15 protein-coding genes are annotated in these 15,067 nt (G+C 61.8%); 9 read left to right on the forward strand and 6 right to left on the reverse strand.

The features are described from left to right. The first annotated feature begins 41 nt into the window (after positions 1 to 41). Together dnaJ and ABK249_RS27200 are read left to right on the forward strand one after the other, a co-directional pair. Positions 42 to 1,181, forward strand: coding sequence for a molecular chaperone DnaJ (gene dnaJ / locus ABK249_RS27195; RefSeq protein WP_037151876.1), 1,140 nt, complete (start codon positions 42 to 44; stop codon positions 1,179 to 1,181). Positions 1,182 to 1,498: 317 nt separating this feature from the next. Then, a complete protein-coding gene (locus ABK249_RS27200; RefSeq protein WP_348864588.1) occupies positions 1,499 to 2,680 on the forward strand; it encodes a low temperature requirement protein A in 1,182 nt (393 codons plus the stop codon). A gap of 5 nt (positions 2,681 to 2,685) precedes the next feature. Here ABK249_RS27200 and ABK249_RS27205 read toward each other — a convergent pair whose 3' ends face one another. The 3 genes from ABK249_RS27205 to ABK249_RS27215 all read right to left on the reverse strand — a co-directional run bounded on the left by ABK249_RS27205 (position 2,686) and on the right by ABK249_RS27215 (position 4,990). After that, positions 2,686 to 2,892, reverse strand: a complete 207-nt coding sequence (locus ABK249_RS27205) for a SlyX family protein (RefSeq protein ID WP_037151594.1) — start codon at positions 2,890 to 2,892, stop codon at positions 2,686 to 2,688. Continuing rightward, entirely contained in the window at positions 2,885 to 3,418 is a 534-nt protein-coding gene (locus ABK249_RS27210; protein ID WP_037151596.1) for a cupin domain-containing protein, read from the reverse strand. Before ABK249_RS27210 ends, ABK249_RS27205 begins: the two co-directional genes overlap by 8 nt. 72 nt (positions 3,419 to 3,490) lie before the next feature. Continuing rightward, complete coding sequence (locus ABK249_RS27215; RefSeq protein WP_348864589.1) at positions 3,491 to 4,990, reverse strand: globin-coupled sensor protein; 1,500 nt, start codon at positions 4,988 to 4,990, stop codon at positions 3,491 to 3,493. 793 nt (positions 4,991 to 5,783) lie between these two features. On the opposite strand from ABK249_RS27215, the gene recF reads away from it, so the two are divergent. Genes recF through ABK249_RS27230 form a run of 3 tightly spaced genes read left to right on the forward strand, consistent with a single transcriptional unit; the run spans position 5,784 to position 8,185 of the window. Further along, on the forward strand, positions 5,784 to 6,908 hold the full coding sequence (gene recF, locus ABK249_RS27220) for a DNA replication/repair protein RecF (protein WP_037151602.1): 1,125 nt from the start codon (positions 5,784 to 5,786) through the stop codon (positions 6,906 to 6,908). A 36-nt stretch (positions 6,909 to 6,944) separates the two neighbouring features. Next, positions 6,945 to 7,715, forward strand: coding sequence for a molybdopterin-synthase adenylyltransferase MoeB (locus ABK249_RS27225; RefSeq protein ID WP_348864590.1), 771 nt, complete (start codon positions 6,945 to 6,947; stop codon positions 7,713 to 7,715). Further along, positions 7,712 to 8,185, forward strand: coding sequence for a GNAT family N-acetyltransferase (locus ABK249_RS27230; RefSeq protein ID WP_348864591.1), 474 nt, complete (start codon positions 7,712 to 7,714; stop codon positions 8,183 to 8,185). The genes ABK249_RS27225 and ABK249_RS27230 overlap by 4 nt, the downstream gene beginning before the upstream one ends. Here the strand turns inward: ABK249_RS27230 and ABK249_RS27235 are convergent, their stop codons facing one another. After that, a complete protein-coding gene (locus ABK249_RS27235) occupies positions 8,186 to 9,190 on the reverse strand; it encodes a 2-hydroxyacid dehydrogenase (RefSeq protein WP_037151610.1) in 1,005 nt (334 codons plus the stop codon). Between the two features lie 155 nt (positions 9,191 to 9,345). Between ABK249_RS27235 and ABK249_RS27240 the strand changes: the two genes are divergently transcribed. After that, complete coding sequence (locus ABK249_RS27240) at positions 9,346 to 9,885, forward strand: SH3 domain-containing protein (RefSeq protein ID WP_037151613.1); 540 nt, start codon at positions 9,346 to 9,348, stop codon at positions 9,883 to 9,885. Between the two features lie 18 nt (positions 9,886 to 9,903). Here the strand turns inward: ABK249_RS27240 and ABK249_RS27245 are convergent, their stop codons facing one another. Further along, positions 9,904 to 10,896, reverse strand: coding sequence for an adenosine kinase (locus tag ABK249_RS27245; protein ID WP_227704902.1), 993 nt, complete (start codon positions 10,894 to 10,896; stop codon positions 9,904 to 9,906). A gap of 366 nt (positions 10,897 to 11,262) precedes the next feature. On the opposite strand from ABK249_RS27245, the gene ABK249_RS27250 reads away from it, so the two are divergent. After that, positions 11,263 to 12,207: an AEC family transporter gene (locus tag ABK249_RS27250; RefSeq protein ID WP_348864592.1), complete on the forward strand. Its 945-nt coding sequence runs from the start codon at positions 11,263 to 11,265 to the stop codon at positions 12,205 to 12,207. 87 nt (positions 12,208 to 12,294) lie between these two features. On the opposite strand, the gene ABK249_RS27255 is transcribed toward ABK249_RS27250, so the two are convergent. Further along, entirely contained in the window at positions 12,295 to 12,879 is a 585-nt protein-coding gene (locus ABK249_RS27255; protein WP_037151623.1) for a c-type cytochrome, read from the reverse strand. 151 nt (positions 12,880 to 13,030) lie between these two features. Here ABK249_RS27255 and ABK249_RS27260 point away from each other — a divergent pair, with 151 nt between their 5' ends. Further along, positions 13,031 to 13,786: a 3-deoxy-manno-octulosonate cytidylyltransferase gene (locus ABK249_RS27260; RefSeq protein ID WP_348864594.1), complete on the forward strand. Its 756-nt coding sequence runs from the start codon at positions 13,031 to 13,033 to the stop codon at positions 13,784 to 13,786. A 12-nt stretch (positions 13,787 to 13,798) separates the two neighbouring features. Beyond that, positions 13,799 to 14,662, forward strand: coding sequence for a prephenate dehydratase (locus ABK249_RS27265; RefSeq protein WP_348864595.1), 864 nt, complete (start codon positions 13,799 to 13,801; stop codon positions 14,660 to 14,662). Positions 14,663 to 15,067 lie beyond the last annotated feature (405 nt).

Here is a 15,067-nt window from a genome sequence, read left to right on the forward strand (position 1 = left end):
CCTTCGTGCAGCCGGAATCCTTTCCGGAGCCGGTTACCTCCATGGCAAAAGCAGACTTTTATGAAACGCTAGGTGTCGGCAGAACGGCTGACGAGAAGGAACTGAAGAGCGCCTTCCGTAAGCTTGCCATGAAGTATCACCCGGACAAGAACCCGGATGATGCCGAGGCCGAAAAGAAGTTCAAGGAGATCAACGAGGCCTACGAGACCTTGAAGGATCCCCAGAAGCGCGCGGCCTACGACCGATTCGGCCATGCCGCCTTCGAGCAGGGCGGAATGGGCGGCGGCTTCGGCGGCGGCGGGGCCGGCTTCTCCTCGGCCGGCGGCTTCTCCGATATCTTCGAAGACATCTTCGGCGAGATGATGGGCGGCGGGCGTGCCCGGCGCTCGGCCGGCGGTCGCGAGCGCGGCGCCGACCTTCGCTACAATATGGAAATTTCGCTGGAAGAAGCCTTTACCGGCAAGACGGCGCAGATCAGGGTTCCGACCTCGATCACCTGCGACGTCTGTTCCGGCTCGGGCGCCAAACCCGGCACGCAGCCGAAGACCTGCCCCACCTGCCAGGGCTCGGGTCGGGTGCGCGCAAGCCAGGGCTTCTTCTCGGTCGAACGCACCTGCCCGACCTGCCACGGCCGCGGCCAGACGATCACCGATCCCTGCACCAAGTGCCACGGCCAGGGCCGCGTCACGGAAGAACGTTCGCTGTCGGTCAACATCCCGGCCGGCATCGAAGACGGCACCCGCATCCGCCTGCAGGGCGAAGGGGAAGCCGGCACGCGCGGCGGTCCCGCGGGGGACCTCTACATCTTCCTGTCGGTGAAGCCGCATCAGTTCTTCCAAAGGGACGGGGCGGACCTTTATTGCGCCGTGCCGATCTCCATGACGACGGCAGCCCTTGGAGGCACGTTCGACGTGGCGACGCTCGACGGAACGAAATCCCGCGTCACGGTGCCGGAAGGCACGCAGCCCGGCAAGCAGTTCCGCCTGAAGGGCAAGGGCATGCCGGTGTTGAGATCCAGCCAGACGGGCGATCTCTACATCCAGATCCAGATCGAGACGCCGCAAAAGCTCACCAAGCGGCAGCGCGAACTCCTGCAGGAATTCGAATCCCTCTCGTCGAAGGAGAACAATCCGGAATCCACCGGCTTCTTTGCCAGGATGAAGGAATTCTTCGACAACTGAGTTCGGAGCCCGAGCCGAAGAAAATACGCCGGTCCCCAAAGGGCCGGCGTTTTCCGTTCATGCCGGCGACTGGATGGACGAACTCGCGAGTACCATCGCGAAGAGAAAGAGGCAGGCGGCCGCGCCTTGCCCAGCTGCAGGCGTCACCTCCGAGCGCCATCAGCGTGCTGGTGGCCTGTTCCAACGCGTTTTCGATCTCCAGATATCCAGGCACTTCCTCGTTGGCCTTGGTCAATCGTTTCGACTTTCACGGTTGCCCCTCCTGTGTCCGGGCCCAGCGCCCTATCTACCTCGGTTATCCAGCGCAGGGAGCTCGCATGACCGAGAGCGGACAACAATGGCTTCGGCAGGACGACCAGGAAGCCACCAGGGCGAGCTTTCCGGAGCTCTTCTTCGATCTGGTTTTCGTGTTCGCGCTGATCCAGCTCTCCGAGACGCTTGCCGCCGATTTCACGTTCGGCATCGCCGCCGAGACGCTTCTCTTCATCTTCGCGCTATGGTGGGTCTGGATTCACACGACATGGATCACTAACCTCCTGAACACGGAGATCACGCCGGTCCGGCTGCTGCTCTTTGCCATGATGTTCCTCGGCATCGTGCTGGCGATCACGCTTCCCCGCGCCTTTACCGATATGGGCCTTGCCTTCGCGCTCGCCTATTCGGCGATGCAGATCGGCCGCTCGCTGTTCGCGCTCTATGCCTTCCGGCAGGCGGGCGATACCGCCTCGTTCATGACCCTCCTCAGGATCACCGTCTGGCTCTTTCTGTCGAGCGTCCTTTGGATCGCCGGCGGTCTTTCGGAACCGCGCCTGCGCGTCATCCTGTGGATTGCAGCACTTGCCATCGAATATATCGGTCCGGTGCTGCGCTACTGGTTGCCGAGGCTCGGTCCCTCGCCTCAGGAAACGCTTGATATCAGCGGAGAACACCTCGCCGAACGTTGCGCGTTGTTCGTCATCATCGCGCTTGGCGAGACCATCATCACCACCGGCAAGAATGCCTCCGGCCATCTGGAGATCGAAGCCACGTCGCTGGTCCTGCTCTGCGCATTTTTGTCCACAGTGCTCATGTGGTGGATCTATTTCCACGACGGACAGGAGCGTGCCGCCGACAAGGCGGAAGAGACGGCCGAACCGCAGATCATCGCCCAGCAGCTCTTCACCTACGGCCATCTGCCAATCGTCGCAGGGATCATCCTGACGGCGGTCGGCGAGGATTTCAGCCTGTCGCATCCCGAAGAAACGGGATCGTATAGTCATGCTCTCGCGCTGCTCGGCGGCCCTATCCTGTTTCTCGGCGGCACGACCTTGATGAAGACCATGGCCTCACGCTACGTCCCCTATTCGCACGTCACCGGCATCATCCTGCTTGCCGCCTGCTTCCTGCTCGTTCCCTTCATCGCGAATTTCCTCACGCAGGTACTCGCGAGCACGATCCTGCTTGTCGTCGCCCTATGGGAATATGTGGCGCTGAAACGGTTTCGCCGCGCCGCCGCCTGAGCGCCTCAGTAATGTGGCGGCCTGGTGACCGGCGCCGCTTCCCTCGAGGCTTCCTCCAGCTCCAGGAACCGCTCCGTCAACCGGTCGAGCTTGATGCGGGCCTGCTCGAGCGCCTTCCATTGGCCGGCGACCTGGTCGGACAGTTCCTCGATCACCTTGGCCTGATGGGCGGCAAGCTCCTCGAGCTTCACCAGCCTTTCCTCGTCACTCATCGCTGGCTTCCTTCGCCGCCTTCCAGGCGCGCACCGCATCGGGCATGCCGTCATGCCTCCCAAGCGGGCGTACCGGTGCATCATCCCACCAGTCGGAGCGGATCGGCTTCATGTCCAGGTTCTTCGGATAGAAAATACGATTCTCCGGCTTGCTGGCTTCCCCGACCACCAGCAGCCGCACTTCGGCTTCGGTGTTGTTGATGAAAGTATGAGCAACCCCCGTGCCCGCTGGAAAGCCGACGGAGTCGCCGGGTTTCAGCCGATGGATCTCGCCGTCCAGCCAGGCATCCGGCGTGCCCTCGATGACGTAGACGAATTCCTCCTCCAGGCTCTCTGCATGCGGGAAGGAGGAACGGCGGCCGGGCGGCAGGCGCTCGTGATGGATGCCGAGCCGGGTCAGGCCGAAATGCCGGGCAAGTGCCGCACCAAAGCCCATCAGTTCGTCATCGCCCCGATAATGCCCCTCGGTCGGCTTTTCGACTTCGGCCCAATGGGCGATGCAGGAAGGTCGGTCCTTGTCGGTCATGGCGCAATCTCCCCTTGGAAATTGGCCGACACTAACCGACCGGGACCGGGCGGTCCATGTGGATTTCGAAGATCAGGCTCGAAGGCGCGGCCGCTCCACGCGCATGTCCCGGGCGCCCTTCGTCTTGAAACGGGCGACAAGCGAAGCCAGGCGGTTGCTGATGCCGACCAGGCTCTGGGCCGTCGCATTGGTCTCTTCCATCAGCGCGGCATTCTGCTGGGTGATCTGATCCATGCTGCGGATTGCGGAATTGATCTCGTTGATGCCCGACGCCTGCTCCTGCGCCGATTGCGCGATGGAGTTGATATGTTCGTCGATGGACTTTACGCGCCCTCCAAGGCCTACAAGGGCCTGGCCCGTCTGGTTGACGAGATCGACGCCCCGGTGCACGTCGGCCGAGGACTGGTCGATGAGTTCCTTGATCTCCTTGGCGGCGGCGGCCGAGCGCTGGGCAAGCTCGCGCACTTCCTGGGCGACGACCGCAAAACCCTTGCCCTGTTCGCCTGCGCGGGCGGCCTCGACACCCGCATTCAAGGCGAGCAGATTGGTCTGGAAGGCGATTTCGTCGATCACGCCGATGATCTGCGTCATTTTCTGGGAAGATTGTTCGATGTCGCCCATGGCGGCAACGGCCTCTTCCACCACCTCGCCCGAGCGAACGGTCTCCGTTGCCGACTCCCGAACGATCGTCTGGACCTCCCGCGTGCGTTTGGCCGACTGAGTCGCAATCGTAGTGATCTCTTCGAGCGCCGCCGCGGTCTGTTCCAGGGCCGATGCCTGCTGTTCGGTGCGTTTGGCCATGTTATCGGCAGCAGATGAAATGCCGCCCACTTCGGCACGCACCTGCTCGACCGAGGTATTGACCTCCCGCATGGCGGTATCCAGTTCGGCGACGGAAGAGTTGAAGTTCTGCCGCAGGGCGGAAAAATGCGGCGCCAGCTCCTGCCAGAGTTCCGCCGTGAGATCGCCGTCGGCAAGGCTCTTCAGCGCCCCGTCCAGCGCGGCCAGCGCTGTGTCCTGTTCGGCCTTCGCCTTTTCGCGCTCAGCCTCCGCCTTTTCACGTTCTTCATTCAGCGCCTGCAGGTAGACGGAGATGCTGTAATCCATGTCGATCAGCGCGGCCTTGATGATGGCCGTGAGGTTTTCGGAAAGGGCCTTTGCCTTCCTGTCCTTAAAAAATCCCTTCATTTCCTCCTTGATCACCGCGCGGACAAGGCCGTCCAGAACCATCGCATAGCCGCCGATATACCAGCGTGGTTCGAGGCCGAGGCGCGCGTGAACGCGGCCGATGGCAGAGACGGCGTTTACGTACTCGCCGTCGTACTTGCCGGACGCGATGACTGCCCAATGATTGGCCTGCCGGCTTTTCGCATGGGCGATGTGGCCATCGTTGGAGAAGAACTTCGCTGTATGAGGATTGGCTTTGACCTTGTGGTAAAAGGCATCAAGCGAACCTCCCACGGCCTGCTTGATGATCGGCTGGAGATTGGCAAGGTGACGTCGCTCTTCCTCACCAAGACCTGCAAATTCCAGGCGGTCTTTCAAGTCGGCGCTAAAGTTTGGATCGGTCATGGGGGCTCCGAGACGGCGAGATAAGGGGTGTTCCAAACAGGGTTGGCTGATTGCTACTTTTCGTCATCGAGTTTTAACGCGCTGTTAGCCATGCCCCCTGAATTTTCAGCATGCATAAATTAGCATTGCTTTTGAAAAGCACTGATTCTCCGGAAAACAGAACCTCTGATCACCGCGCAGGCATGCAGCCAGTCGGCGTACCTGAAATGTGCAAAGCAGGCGCGAAACGCTCCCCTCCTCCAATGACATCAATGTCTTGAGCCCCTTCGCTTTCACGCTCTTCCAACCCGTGTCTACAATCTCCTCGCTTCCGTCGCCGGAGTGTTTCGCGAGACGTTCGCGTGCAGGCGGGAGCCGGCGCTTCCATCGGAACCGTAACGTGCGGGAAAGGTGGAAGAGGTGAAAGCCATGGAAGAGAGCGGGCCACAAACCCGATCGCTTCCTATCAAGCCTCCCCCGGGCAGCCATGTCCGGTTCGGTTGAGCCGTGCAAGTGGTGAGCCTGTCCCGAAAAGACGAGCGTGAACGAGACCACGCAGCGAGGCGAGATGATCACCTGTAGGGGCCGGAAGCCCCGAAAGAACGCCGAAGGCCACGCGAATGCGGAGCCACTTTATACAATTCCAATGAGGTGCCGCATTCGTGTGGGCTCTCCGATCTTTGAAACCACGGCAGGAGACTGCGCGTGGACGGAAACGTTGGGAGGGCGCCTGGCCGGAGGGGTATCTACAGACGAAGCTTGCCTTCCTCGCTCCAAAACCTTAGCTCCTGTACAACGACACCCAAGATTCCCGATGGCGCAGAAAACCTCTCTTTCCCGGCTCAAGCTCACCGATTTCCGCAACTATGCGGAAGCGACGCTCGTTCTCGACGGGCGCCACGTGGTGCTGGCGGGCGAAAACGGCGCCGGCAAGACCAATCTCCTGGAGGCGGTCTCCTTTTTCTCGCCGGGCCGCGGCTTACGCCGTGCGGTCCTGACCGATGTCGCCCGCGTCGGCGCTGCCGGCAGCTTCACGATCTTCGCCGATGTCGACGGGATGGAAGGCGAAGTCTCGATCGGCACGGGCATCGAACCTGCCGATGGCGAGAACGTCACCCGCAAGCTCAGGATCAACGGGACGCCTGCGAAATCAACGGAGGAACTGTCCGACCACCTGAGCGTCCTGTGGCTGACGCCGGCCATGGACGGGCTTTTTACCGGCCCCGCCGCCGACCGGCGGCGCTTCCTGGACCGGCTTGTACTGTCGCTCGACCACGCCCATGGCCGCCGCGCCAGCGATTTCGAGCGCGCCATGCGAAGCCGCAACCGCCTGCTCTCCGAAGGCCGTTTCGATCCCGCCTGGCTTTCCGCGATCGAAGCGCAGATGGCGAGCCTCGGCATTGCCATGGCCGCTGCGCGACAGGAGATGCTCGGCCTCCTCAGGACATTGTCGGCCGGTTCCGGCGAGACGCCCTTTCCCACACCGGTGCTGGCGCTCGAAGGCTTCATGGATCACGCCACGGAGCGGCCCGCCGCCGAACTGGAGGACGAATACCTGCAGATGCTGCGGAATAGCCGCGGGCGCGACGCTGCTGCGGGTCGTACGCTGGAAGGGCCGCATAGATCCGATCTGCTTGTCCGCCATCGCGAAAAGGACATGGAAGCCGAACGCTGCTCGACCGGCGAACAGAAAGCGCTGCTGATCGGCCTCGTGCTTGCCCATGCCCGTCTCACCGCCGACATGACCGGTCATACGCCGATCCTGCTGCTCGACGAGATCGCCGCGCATCTCGACGAAGGCCGGCGCGCGGCGCTGTTCGATCTTGTCCACGGGCTCGGCGGCCAGTCCTTCATGACCGGCACGGACAAAAGCATGTTCTCCGCTCTCGCCGACCGGGCGCAGTTTTTTACTGTCGCCCATGGCAGCGTCACATCCTGAGTTACACGCCTCGTCTCGCGATGATATGATGCCTTCATGGAAACCTTGACACCTGACGAGATCGAACGTTACCGCCGCCACATCCTGCTGCCGGAAATCGGCGGCACCGGTCAGCAGAAGATGAAGGACGCGCGCGTTCTGGTAATCGGCGCCGGGGGGCTCGGCACACCGGTCCTCGAATATCTCGCCGCGGCCGGCATCGGCACGATCGGCATCGTCGACGATGATCTGGTCTCGCTCTCAAACCTGCAGCGGCAGGTGATCCACGATACCGGCACGATCGGCGAGATGAAGACGAGAAGTGCCCGCGAGGCGATCGCGCGGCTCAACCCGCATGTGCGCGTCGTGGATTTCGAGGAGCGCTTTTCGCTCGAATGGGCGTCGCGGAACCTGTCCCGCTTCGACCTCCTCATCGATGGCTCGGATAATTTCGACACACGCTATGCGGCGGCGGACGCGGCGGAACTTGCGAAAATCCCGCTGGTGACGGGCGCCGTCGGGCGTTTCGACGGGTCCCTGACCGTGCTGAAACCCTATGAGACCGGCCCGGACGGTGCGCCTAATCCCACCTATCGCGATCTTTTCCCGGAAAAGCCGCCGGAAGGACTGATCCCCTCCTGCGCCGAGACCGGCATCGTCGGGGCACTGACCGGTGTCATCGGCTCGCTGATGGCCATGGAAGCGATCAAGCTTATCGTCGGGATCGGCGAACCGCTGGTCGGCAGGCTGATGCTCTACGATTCGCTTGTCGCCCGCTTCGACATCATCAAATACAAACGCCGCACCGCAAGGGCTGCCGCCGAATGACCGACATCATCCGCATTGGGGAAGACTTCGGCCGCTTCGACGAACTTCTGGCGCTCATCCTCTCCTCCTTCGCCTATATGGACGGCGTCATCGACCCGCCCTCCTCCGCGCATCGGCTGACATTGGCGTCATTGGCCGAAAAGGCGAAAGATGAAATCGCCTTCGGCGCCGTCGAGGATGGCAAGCTCGCGGGCTGCGTCTTCCTGAAACCGGAGCCCGGCTTCCTCTATCTCGGCAAGCTCGCTATCGCGCCGGAATGTCAGGGCAAGGGTCTCGGCCGCCGGCTGCTGGCAATTGCCGAAGATGTCGCCCGAAAAGAGGGACTGCCATCGCTCAGGCTCGAAACCCGCATCGAACTCGCCGGCAACCATGCGACGTTCGCCAGATGGGGCTTTTCGAGAACCGCCGAGAATTCCCATCCGGGCTTTGACCGCGTCACCTCGATCGAGATGCAGAAGCGGCTTGCATGATCAGTTGCGACCCGGCAGCACCCGGTTAGGCGGACGGTGGCCGTCGAAGAAGGTGCGGATATTGATGATCACCTTGTCGCCCATGTCGATCCGCCCCTCGATCGTCGCCGAGCCCATATGCGGCAAGAGCACGACGCGGCCCTGATGGGCAAGCTTGATGAGCTTCGGGCTCACCGCCGGTTCGTTCTGATAGACGTCGAGGCCGGCGCCGGCGATCTTGTTGTCGCGCAGAAGCTGGATCATCGCCGCCTCGTCGATGATGTCGCCGCGGGCGGTATTGACGATGATCGAGCTCGGCTGCATCAGCGCCAGCCGGCGAGCCGAAAGCAGGTGGAAGGTCGCCGGCGTCGAGGGGCAGTTGACCGAGACGACGTCGACGCGGGCAAGCATCTGGTCGAGGCTGTCCCAATAGGTCGCCTCCAATTCCTCTTCCGTCGCGGGATTGGCGCGCTTCCTGTTGTGATAGTGGATCGACAGGCCGAAGGCCTTGGCCCGACGCGCAACGGCCGTGCCGATGCGACCCATGCCGACGATGCCGATGCGCTTTCCCCAGATGCGGCGGCCGAGCATCCAGGTGGGGCTCCAGCCCGCCCAGTCGCCCGGATGATCGGTGAGCACGCGCGAACCTTCGACCAGCCGCCGGTTGACCGCGAGAATCAACGCCATGGTCATGTCGGCAGTATCTTCGGTCAGCACATTCGGTGTATTGGTGACGGTGATGCCCCGCTTTGCGGCCGCATCCACATCGATATGATCGAAGCCGTTGGAGAAGCTGGCGATCAGCTTGAGCTGCGGCCCGGCTTCGGCAATCAGCGCTTCGTCGATCCTGTCCGTGACCGTCGGCACCAGCACGTCCGCAAGCTTCATCGCGGCCGCCAGTTCGTCCCTCGTCCTTGGCGTATCGTCGATATTGAGCTCGGCATCGAACAGCTCTCGCATGCGGGTTTCCACCGCATCCGGCAGCTTGCGGGTGATATAGACCTTGGGTTTTTTCTTTGCGGTCATGAGTTTCGCTATCCGGCGCCCTTTAGGATGTCCTTAACCAAGTCGCGCGATATTCGGTTCATCCAGGGCGTTTTCTACCAGACCCGTCGGCGAAGACAAACAAAACCTCGCAGGGTCCGCGTGGCGCCCCACGGTCTTTCAGCCGGAACCAACCCATGCGCCGCGTTATCCTTCGTTCCTTCATTGCCCTGACTCTCGGTCTTGCCGCCTGCCTGTCCGTTTCCGCGCCAGCTTACGCTCAAGGCGCGAAGGGGCCTAGCGGCCTGCCGCTCCCCCGGTTCGTCAGCCTCAAATCGAAGAAGGTGAATATCCGTATCGGTCCGAGCACGGATTATGCCGTCTCATGGATGTATATGAAATCCGGCACGCCGATGGAGGTCATCCAGGAGTACGAGAACTGGCGGCGCGTCCGCGATGCCGACGGCACCGAGGGCTGGGTGAACCAGGCGCTGCTTTCCGGCGAGCGCACCGCACTCGCGGCACCCTGGATGCGCGGCAAGGGCAAGGACATCTACGTCAACATGCGCCGGGACCCGCAGAACAGCGCCGCCATCGTCGCAAAGCTGGAGCCAGGCGTCGTGCTCAAGATCAACGAATGCAATGGCGACTGGTGCCACGCGGAAGCGAGCGGCACCGAGGGCTGGATCGCACAGGGCGAGGTCTGGGGCGCCTATCCCGGCGAGGCCTTCAAATAAGGCTTTCCCGGCGAGGCCTTAAACAAGGCCTTCGCTTGCCGCCGCTTCCTTGAGCGATTCCATCGGACGCGGGCCTATCTGCTGAATGCAGATGGCGGCTGCCAGGCAACCGAGCTTGCCGCAATCTTCAAGCGAGCGTCCCTGGGTATAGCCGTAGAGGAAGCCGGCGGCGAAAAGGTCGCCTGCACCGGTCGTATCGACCAGTTCCCGGATCGGGTAGGCAGCGACCTTCACGCGCTCGGCGCCGCGGATGATGATCGCGCCCTCCTCGCTGAGCGTGACGGCAGCAAGCTTGCAGTCCTTGCCGATCTTTTCGAGAGCCAGCTCGAAATCATCCGTCTCGTAAAGCGAGAGCGCTTCCTGCCGGTTGGCGAAGACGATGTCGACCGTGCCGGAACGCATCAGGTCGAGGAATTCCGCACGGTAGCGGTCGACGCAGAAGGGGTCGGAGAGCGTCATCGAGACTTCGCGACCGTTCGCATGGGCGATGCGGGCGGATTCGCGGATCGCCTCCTTGGCGCGCGGCGGGTCCCAGAGGTAGCCCTCGAAATAGGTGACTTTGGATTCGGCCACCACATCCGCCTCGACATGCTCCGGACCGAGATCGACACAGGCGCCGAGGTAGGTGTTCATCGAGCGCTCGCCGTCCGGCGTGACGAAGATCATCGAACGGGCGGTCGGCGGATTGGTGCCTTCCGGCCTTGTATGGTAGTGCACGCCCTGGGCACGGATGTCGTGCTGGAAGATCTGGCCGAGCTGGTCTTCGGCGACCTTGCCGAAATAGGCAGCCCTGCCGCCGAAACCGGCAATCCCGGCCGCGGTGTTCCCGGCCGAACCGCCGGAGGCTTCCACCGCCGGCCCCATCTTCGAATAGAGAAGTTCGGCGCGCTCGGCATCGATCAGGTTCATCGCTCCCTTGATGATCGCATTCTCGCTCAGGAAACTGTCCTCACACCGGGCAAGAATATCCACGATGGCATTACCGATGGTCAGCACGTCGAATTTGGGCATCCGGTCTTGATCCTCTTCAACAGGTTAGTCCGCGAAAACCGGTATTCGGGTTTTGACGTGATTGGAAGCGAAAATAACGACAATGCCCGCAAAACCAGGCCTTCCTCCATCTGTCACCTCCCTGTCACGATCCACGTTTATGTGTTTGCCCATCCGGTTGCGTTGCCGACCACGGATGAACTGGCGGCAGACTTCCGGAATCCCGGATGAGACCGGGAACGAAAGCGGGGATTGCCCCGCTTTTTTGTTTGGCACCCAGGCCGTCTCATTTCCTCCCTCGAAAGGCTCTTCTGCGGTAAACGCATTTGTCCTCACCCGCGACATGCGTTAGACGCATAAAACCTCCCTTTGCCGAAAGCCTCCTTCGTGTCCTCCGTCTTCGTGAATGTCGTGCCCGTCTTCGTCCTGATCCTCATCGGCTGGATGTCGGCGAAAACCGGAATATTGAAGGAGGAGACCGGCGACGCGCTCGGTGAATTCGTCTTCAAGATCGCCGTGCCCATGCTGATCTTCCGGACGCTGGCGGATGCGCATTTTGAAGGCGCTTCGCCGTTCCGGCTCTGGGCGGCCTATTTCCTGGCCGTCGCCGTCACCTGGACGGCCGGCCATCTCATCGCCACGCGCATCTTCCGGCGTGATGCGAAAGTCGGTGTCATTGCCGGAATGTCCGCCTCGTTCGCCAACAACGTCTTCATCGGCCTGCCGCTCGTCGCCCACATCGTCGGGAAAGATGGGTTGGTGGCGATCTCGATCCTGCTCGCCATTCATCTGCCGCTGATGATGGTGGCCGGCACCATCCTGATGGAGGGTGCCGCCTCGAAGGTCGATGGAGGGGAGAAACGCAGCATTCCCGCCATCCTGGTGCAGATAGGCTCGAATCTTGCCCGCAACCCGCTGGTGATAGGGCTTTTTGTCGGCGTGGCCTTCAATTTGCTCGGCCTGCACCTGCCGCAGGCAGTTGCCGTGGTCGTGGACCAGATTTCCGCAGCGGCAAGTCCTGTCGCATTGATATCGATCGGCATGGCGCTGACGAAATATCCGATCCGCGGCGATATCGGGCTTTCCGGGATGTCGGCCGTCCTGAAGCTCACGTTGCTGCCGGCCGTCGTCTTTCTCATGAGCCATCTCCTGGGTCTTCCACAGGATTGGACCGCAGCACTCGTGCTGACCTCCTCGGTGCCTACCGGCATCAATGCCTGGCTGATTGCCCAGCGCTTCCGTTCCGGCCACAGCCTTGCGGCGTCGGTCATCAGCATCACGACGGCCTTCGGCGTGATTACCGTCAGCTTCTGGGCCTGGCTGCTGAGTTGAGCAGCCCCAAATCGGAGACCCTCAACCACAAACGCAAAATGCCCGGGCGAAGCCGGGCATTTTCATTGGAAAACATGCCTGAACCGATCAGTTCGTCGCAGGCGGAGCGGCCGGCGCTGCATTCGGGTCCGGAAGCGGAGCCGGGCTGTCAGATTGTTCGCGCAGATAAGCGAGCAGGTTGGCCCGTTCGGTATCGTTCTTGAGACCCGCAAAGCCCATGGCGGTGCCCTTGATGAAGCTCTTCGGAGCCGTCAGGAAATGGTTGAGGTTGTCGAAGGTCCAGTGCTCCGAACCGCCCTTGGAGAAATCCTTCATGGCAGCCGAATAAGCGAAGCCTTCATGCGAAGCGACCGGACGGTCGACAACGCCCCAGAGATCGGGGCCGACCTTGTTCGGACCGCCCTTCTCGATCGAATGACAGCTCTGACACTTCTTGAAAACCGTCGCGCCGGCTGCTGCATCGGCACTTGCAAGAAGCTGTCCGACCGGAACTGCCGCCGGCGCCGCCTCAGCCGCTTCGCCCCCTGCAGGCTCCTCGGCCGCAACAATGGCAAAGCCTTCCTTTTCAGGGGTCGGTGAATGAAAAATGCCTTCCGAGGCAATCGACACCGACATCATGACGAAGACCGTAGCAAGCAGGGCGCCTGCCGCCATGTTTACGTAGGGGTTCATCCGCAACCGCTCCTTCGCAACCGCCTGTCCTAAGGCGAGCCATCTTGAAATTGCGCGGAACCTATGTCTTTTGCATCATTGTTGCAACACGATATTCATCCCGCGCGTGAGACTTTTTGACACTTTTCCCGCCGGGACAGAAGGGTCCCCCATGAAGAATTCGGCTTTTGACCGAACGCTGGTGCTGATCCCGGCCCGAATGGCCTCGACGCGCCTGCCAGGAAAACCTCTGGCTGATATTGCCGGATTGCCGATGATCGTCCAGGTAGCAAAACGCGCCCAGGAAGCGGAAGCCGGCCGAATCATCGTCGCGGTCGACCATCAGGACGTCTACGACGCGGTGGCGGCCGCCGGTTTCGACGTGGTGATGACCCGGCAGGATCATCAATCCGGTTCCGACCGCATATTCGAAGCCGTCCAGAAGGCCGATCCGGACGCGAAGATGGATTTCGTCATCAACGTCCAGGGCGACCTGCCGACGATCGAACCGGAGGCGGTCCGTGCCTCGCTCCGCCCCCTCGAAAATTCCTCGACCGATATCGCGACGCTGACGGTCGAGATCACCGACGAACACGAGAAAACCAATCCGAATGTCGTCAAGATCGTCGGCTCTCCGCTTTCCGCCACGCGGCTGAGGGCGCTTTATTTCACCCGCGCGACGGCCCCATACGGCAACGGCCCGCTCTATCACCATATCGGGCTCTATGCCTATCGCCGCGCCGCGCTCGAAAAATTCGTGTCGCTCGGGCCTTCGGTGCTCGAAAAGCGAGAATCGCTCGAACAGCTCCGGGCGCTCGAAGCGGGCATGCGCATCGACGCCGAAATCGTTGACTCCATGCCTCTGGGTGTCGATACTCCCGCCGACCTTGAAAAGGCGCGCGCGATCCTTTCCGCCCGCGCTTCCTGACGGATGTTTCCCATGAACGCTCCCACCAATAGCATCGCCTTCCAGGGCGACTTCGGCGCCAATTCCGACATGGCCTGCCGCGACATGTTCCCGACCATGGAACCGCTGCCCTGCGCAACCTTCGAGGATGCCTTCCAGGCGCTCGAAAACGGCGACGCCGATCTGGCGATGATCCCGATCGAGAACACGATCGCGGGCCGCGTCGCCGACATCCACTATCTGCTGCCCGAATCGCGGCTGCATATCGTCGGCGAATATTTCATGCCGATCCGCTTCCAGCTCATGGTGCTGCCGGGTGTGAAACATGAGGAAGTCCGCACCGTCCACAGTCATATCCATGCGCTCGGCCAGTGCCGCAAGATCATCCGCGCCAATGGATGGAAGGCGGTCGTGGCGGGCGATACGGCCGGTGCTGCCAAGCTGATCGCGGAAAAGGGCGACCGCTCCATGGCCGCGCTCGCGCCCCGGCTTGCGGCGGAACTCTACGGCCTCGAAATCATGGCCGAGAATGTCGAGGACACGGAAGACAACATCACCCGTTTCGTGATCCTGTCGCGCGACGAAAAATGGGTGCAGCGCAACGATCCGACCGATATGATCGTGACGACGTTCGTATTCAACGTCCGCAATATTCCGGCCGCGCTCTACAAGGCGCTCGGCGGGTTCGCGACGAACGGCATCAACATGACCAAGCTCGAAAGCTATCAGCTCGGCGGCAAGTTCGTGGCCACCCAGTTCTATGCGGATATCGAAGGCCATCCGGACGACGCTCCGGTGCGCCGGGCGCTGGAAGAGCTCAGGTTCTTCTCTGAAAAGGTCCGCATCCTTGGGACCTACAAGGGCCATCCGATGCGCGGGGCGCTGCAGAAGGGGTAATAACGGTTCGGCGTGAACTCGCGCATGACAAAGGACGGATTCCCCCCTTGGCGATGGTTGGAATTTCAAGTTCGGCCGGGACACGTCGGGTGCCTCGATTTGAGTTTTTATAAATGACACGAGACGTGTCCCGTTCAGTGTTCTTGTGCTGCGCAACTCCGGTTCCTCTGCGGCGATATGGTCTTACGTCCTTGCGGATGCCATACCGGGTTGTGTGCGACACACGCACGCCCCGCCTTGAGGCGAGAGGGGAACCATTTTCTGCGCAGCCCCTGACGACCCGCCTGCATCAACGGCAGACCGAAAGGGCACCGGTCCCATCTCGCCGGCGATGCTTGAACCGGTGTAGCCGAAACGGAACGCGAAGATTGTAGGCCTGGGTTGAAAGGGGGGGGGTGAACGGGA

Source organism: Neorhizobium phenanthreniclasticum (assembly GCF_040066075.1).
In the GTDB taxonomy this organism is placed as follows: Bacteria; Pseudomonadota; Alphaproteobacteria; order Rhizobiales; family Rhizobiaceae; genus Neorhizobium; species Neorhizobium petrolearium.

Excerpts from the sequence above, each read along its gene's own strand:
- dnaJ (WP_037151876.1), top strand. The coding sequence starts at position 42 with ATGGCAAAAGCAGACTTTTATGAAACGCTAGGTGTCGGCAGAACGGCT.
- ABK249_RS27200 (WP_348864588.1), top strand. The coding sequence starts at position 1,499 with ATGACCGAGAGCGGACAACAATGGCTTCGGCAGGACGACCAGGAAGCC.
- ABK249_RS27205 (WP_037151594.1), bottom strand. The coding sequence starts at position 2,892 with ATGAGTGACGAGGAAAGGCTGGTGAAGCTCGAGGAGCTTGCCGCCCAT.
- ABK249_RS27210 (WP_037151596.1), bottom strand. The coding sequence starts at position 3,418 with ATGACCGACAAGGACCGACCTTCCTGCATCGCCCATTGGGCCGAAGTC.
- ABK249_RS27215 (WP_348864589.1), bottom strand. The coding sequence starts at position 4,990 with ATGACCGATCCAAACTTTAGCGCCGACTTGAAAGACCGCCTGGAATTT.
- recF (WP_037151602.1), top strand. The coding sequence starts at position 5,784 with ATGGCGCAGAAAACCTCTCTTTCCCGGCTCAAGCTCACCGATTTCCGC.
- ABK249_RS27225 (WP_348864590.1), top strand. The coding sequence starts at position 6,945 with ATGGAAACCTTGACACCTGACGAGATCGAACGTTACCGCCGCCACATC.
- ABK249_RS27230 (WP_348864591.1), top strand. The coding sequence starts at position 7,712 with ATGACCGACATCATCCGCATTGGGGAAGACTTCGGCCGCTTCGACGAA.
- ABK249_RS27235 (WP_037151610.1), bottom strand. The coding sequence starts at position 9,190 with ATGACCGCAAAGAAAAAACCCAAGGTCTATATCACCCGCAAGCTGCCG.
- ABK249_RS27240 (WP_037151613.1), top strand. The coding sequence starts at position 9,346 with ATGCGCCGCGTTATCCTTCGTTCCTTCATTGCCCTGACTCTCGGTCTT.
- ABK249_RS27245 (WP_227704902.1), bottom strand. The coding sequence starts at position 10,896 with ATGCCCAAATTCGACGTGCTGACCATCGGTAATGCCATCGTGGATATT.
- ABK249_RS27255 (WP_037151623.1), bottom strand. The coding sequence starts at position 12,879 with ATGAACCCCTACGTAAACATGGCGGCAGGCGCCCTGCTTGCTACGGTC.
- ABK249_RS27260 (WP_348864594.1), top strand. The coding sequence starts at position 13,031 with ATGAAGAATTCGGCTTTTGACCGAACGCTGGTGCTGATCCCGGCCCGA.
- ABK249_RS27265 (WP_348864595.1), top strand. The coding sequence starts at position 13,799 with ATGAACGCTCCCACCAATAGCATCGCCTTCCAGGGCGACTTCGGCGCC.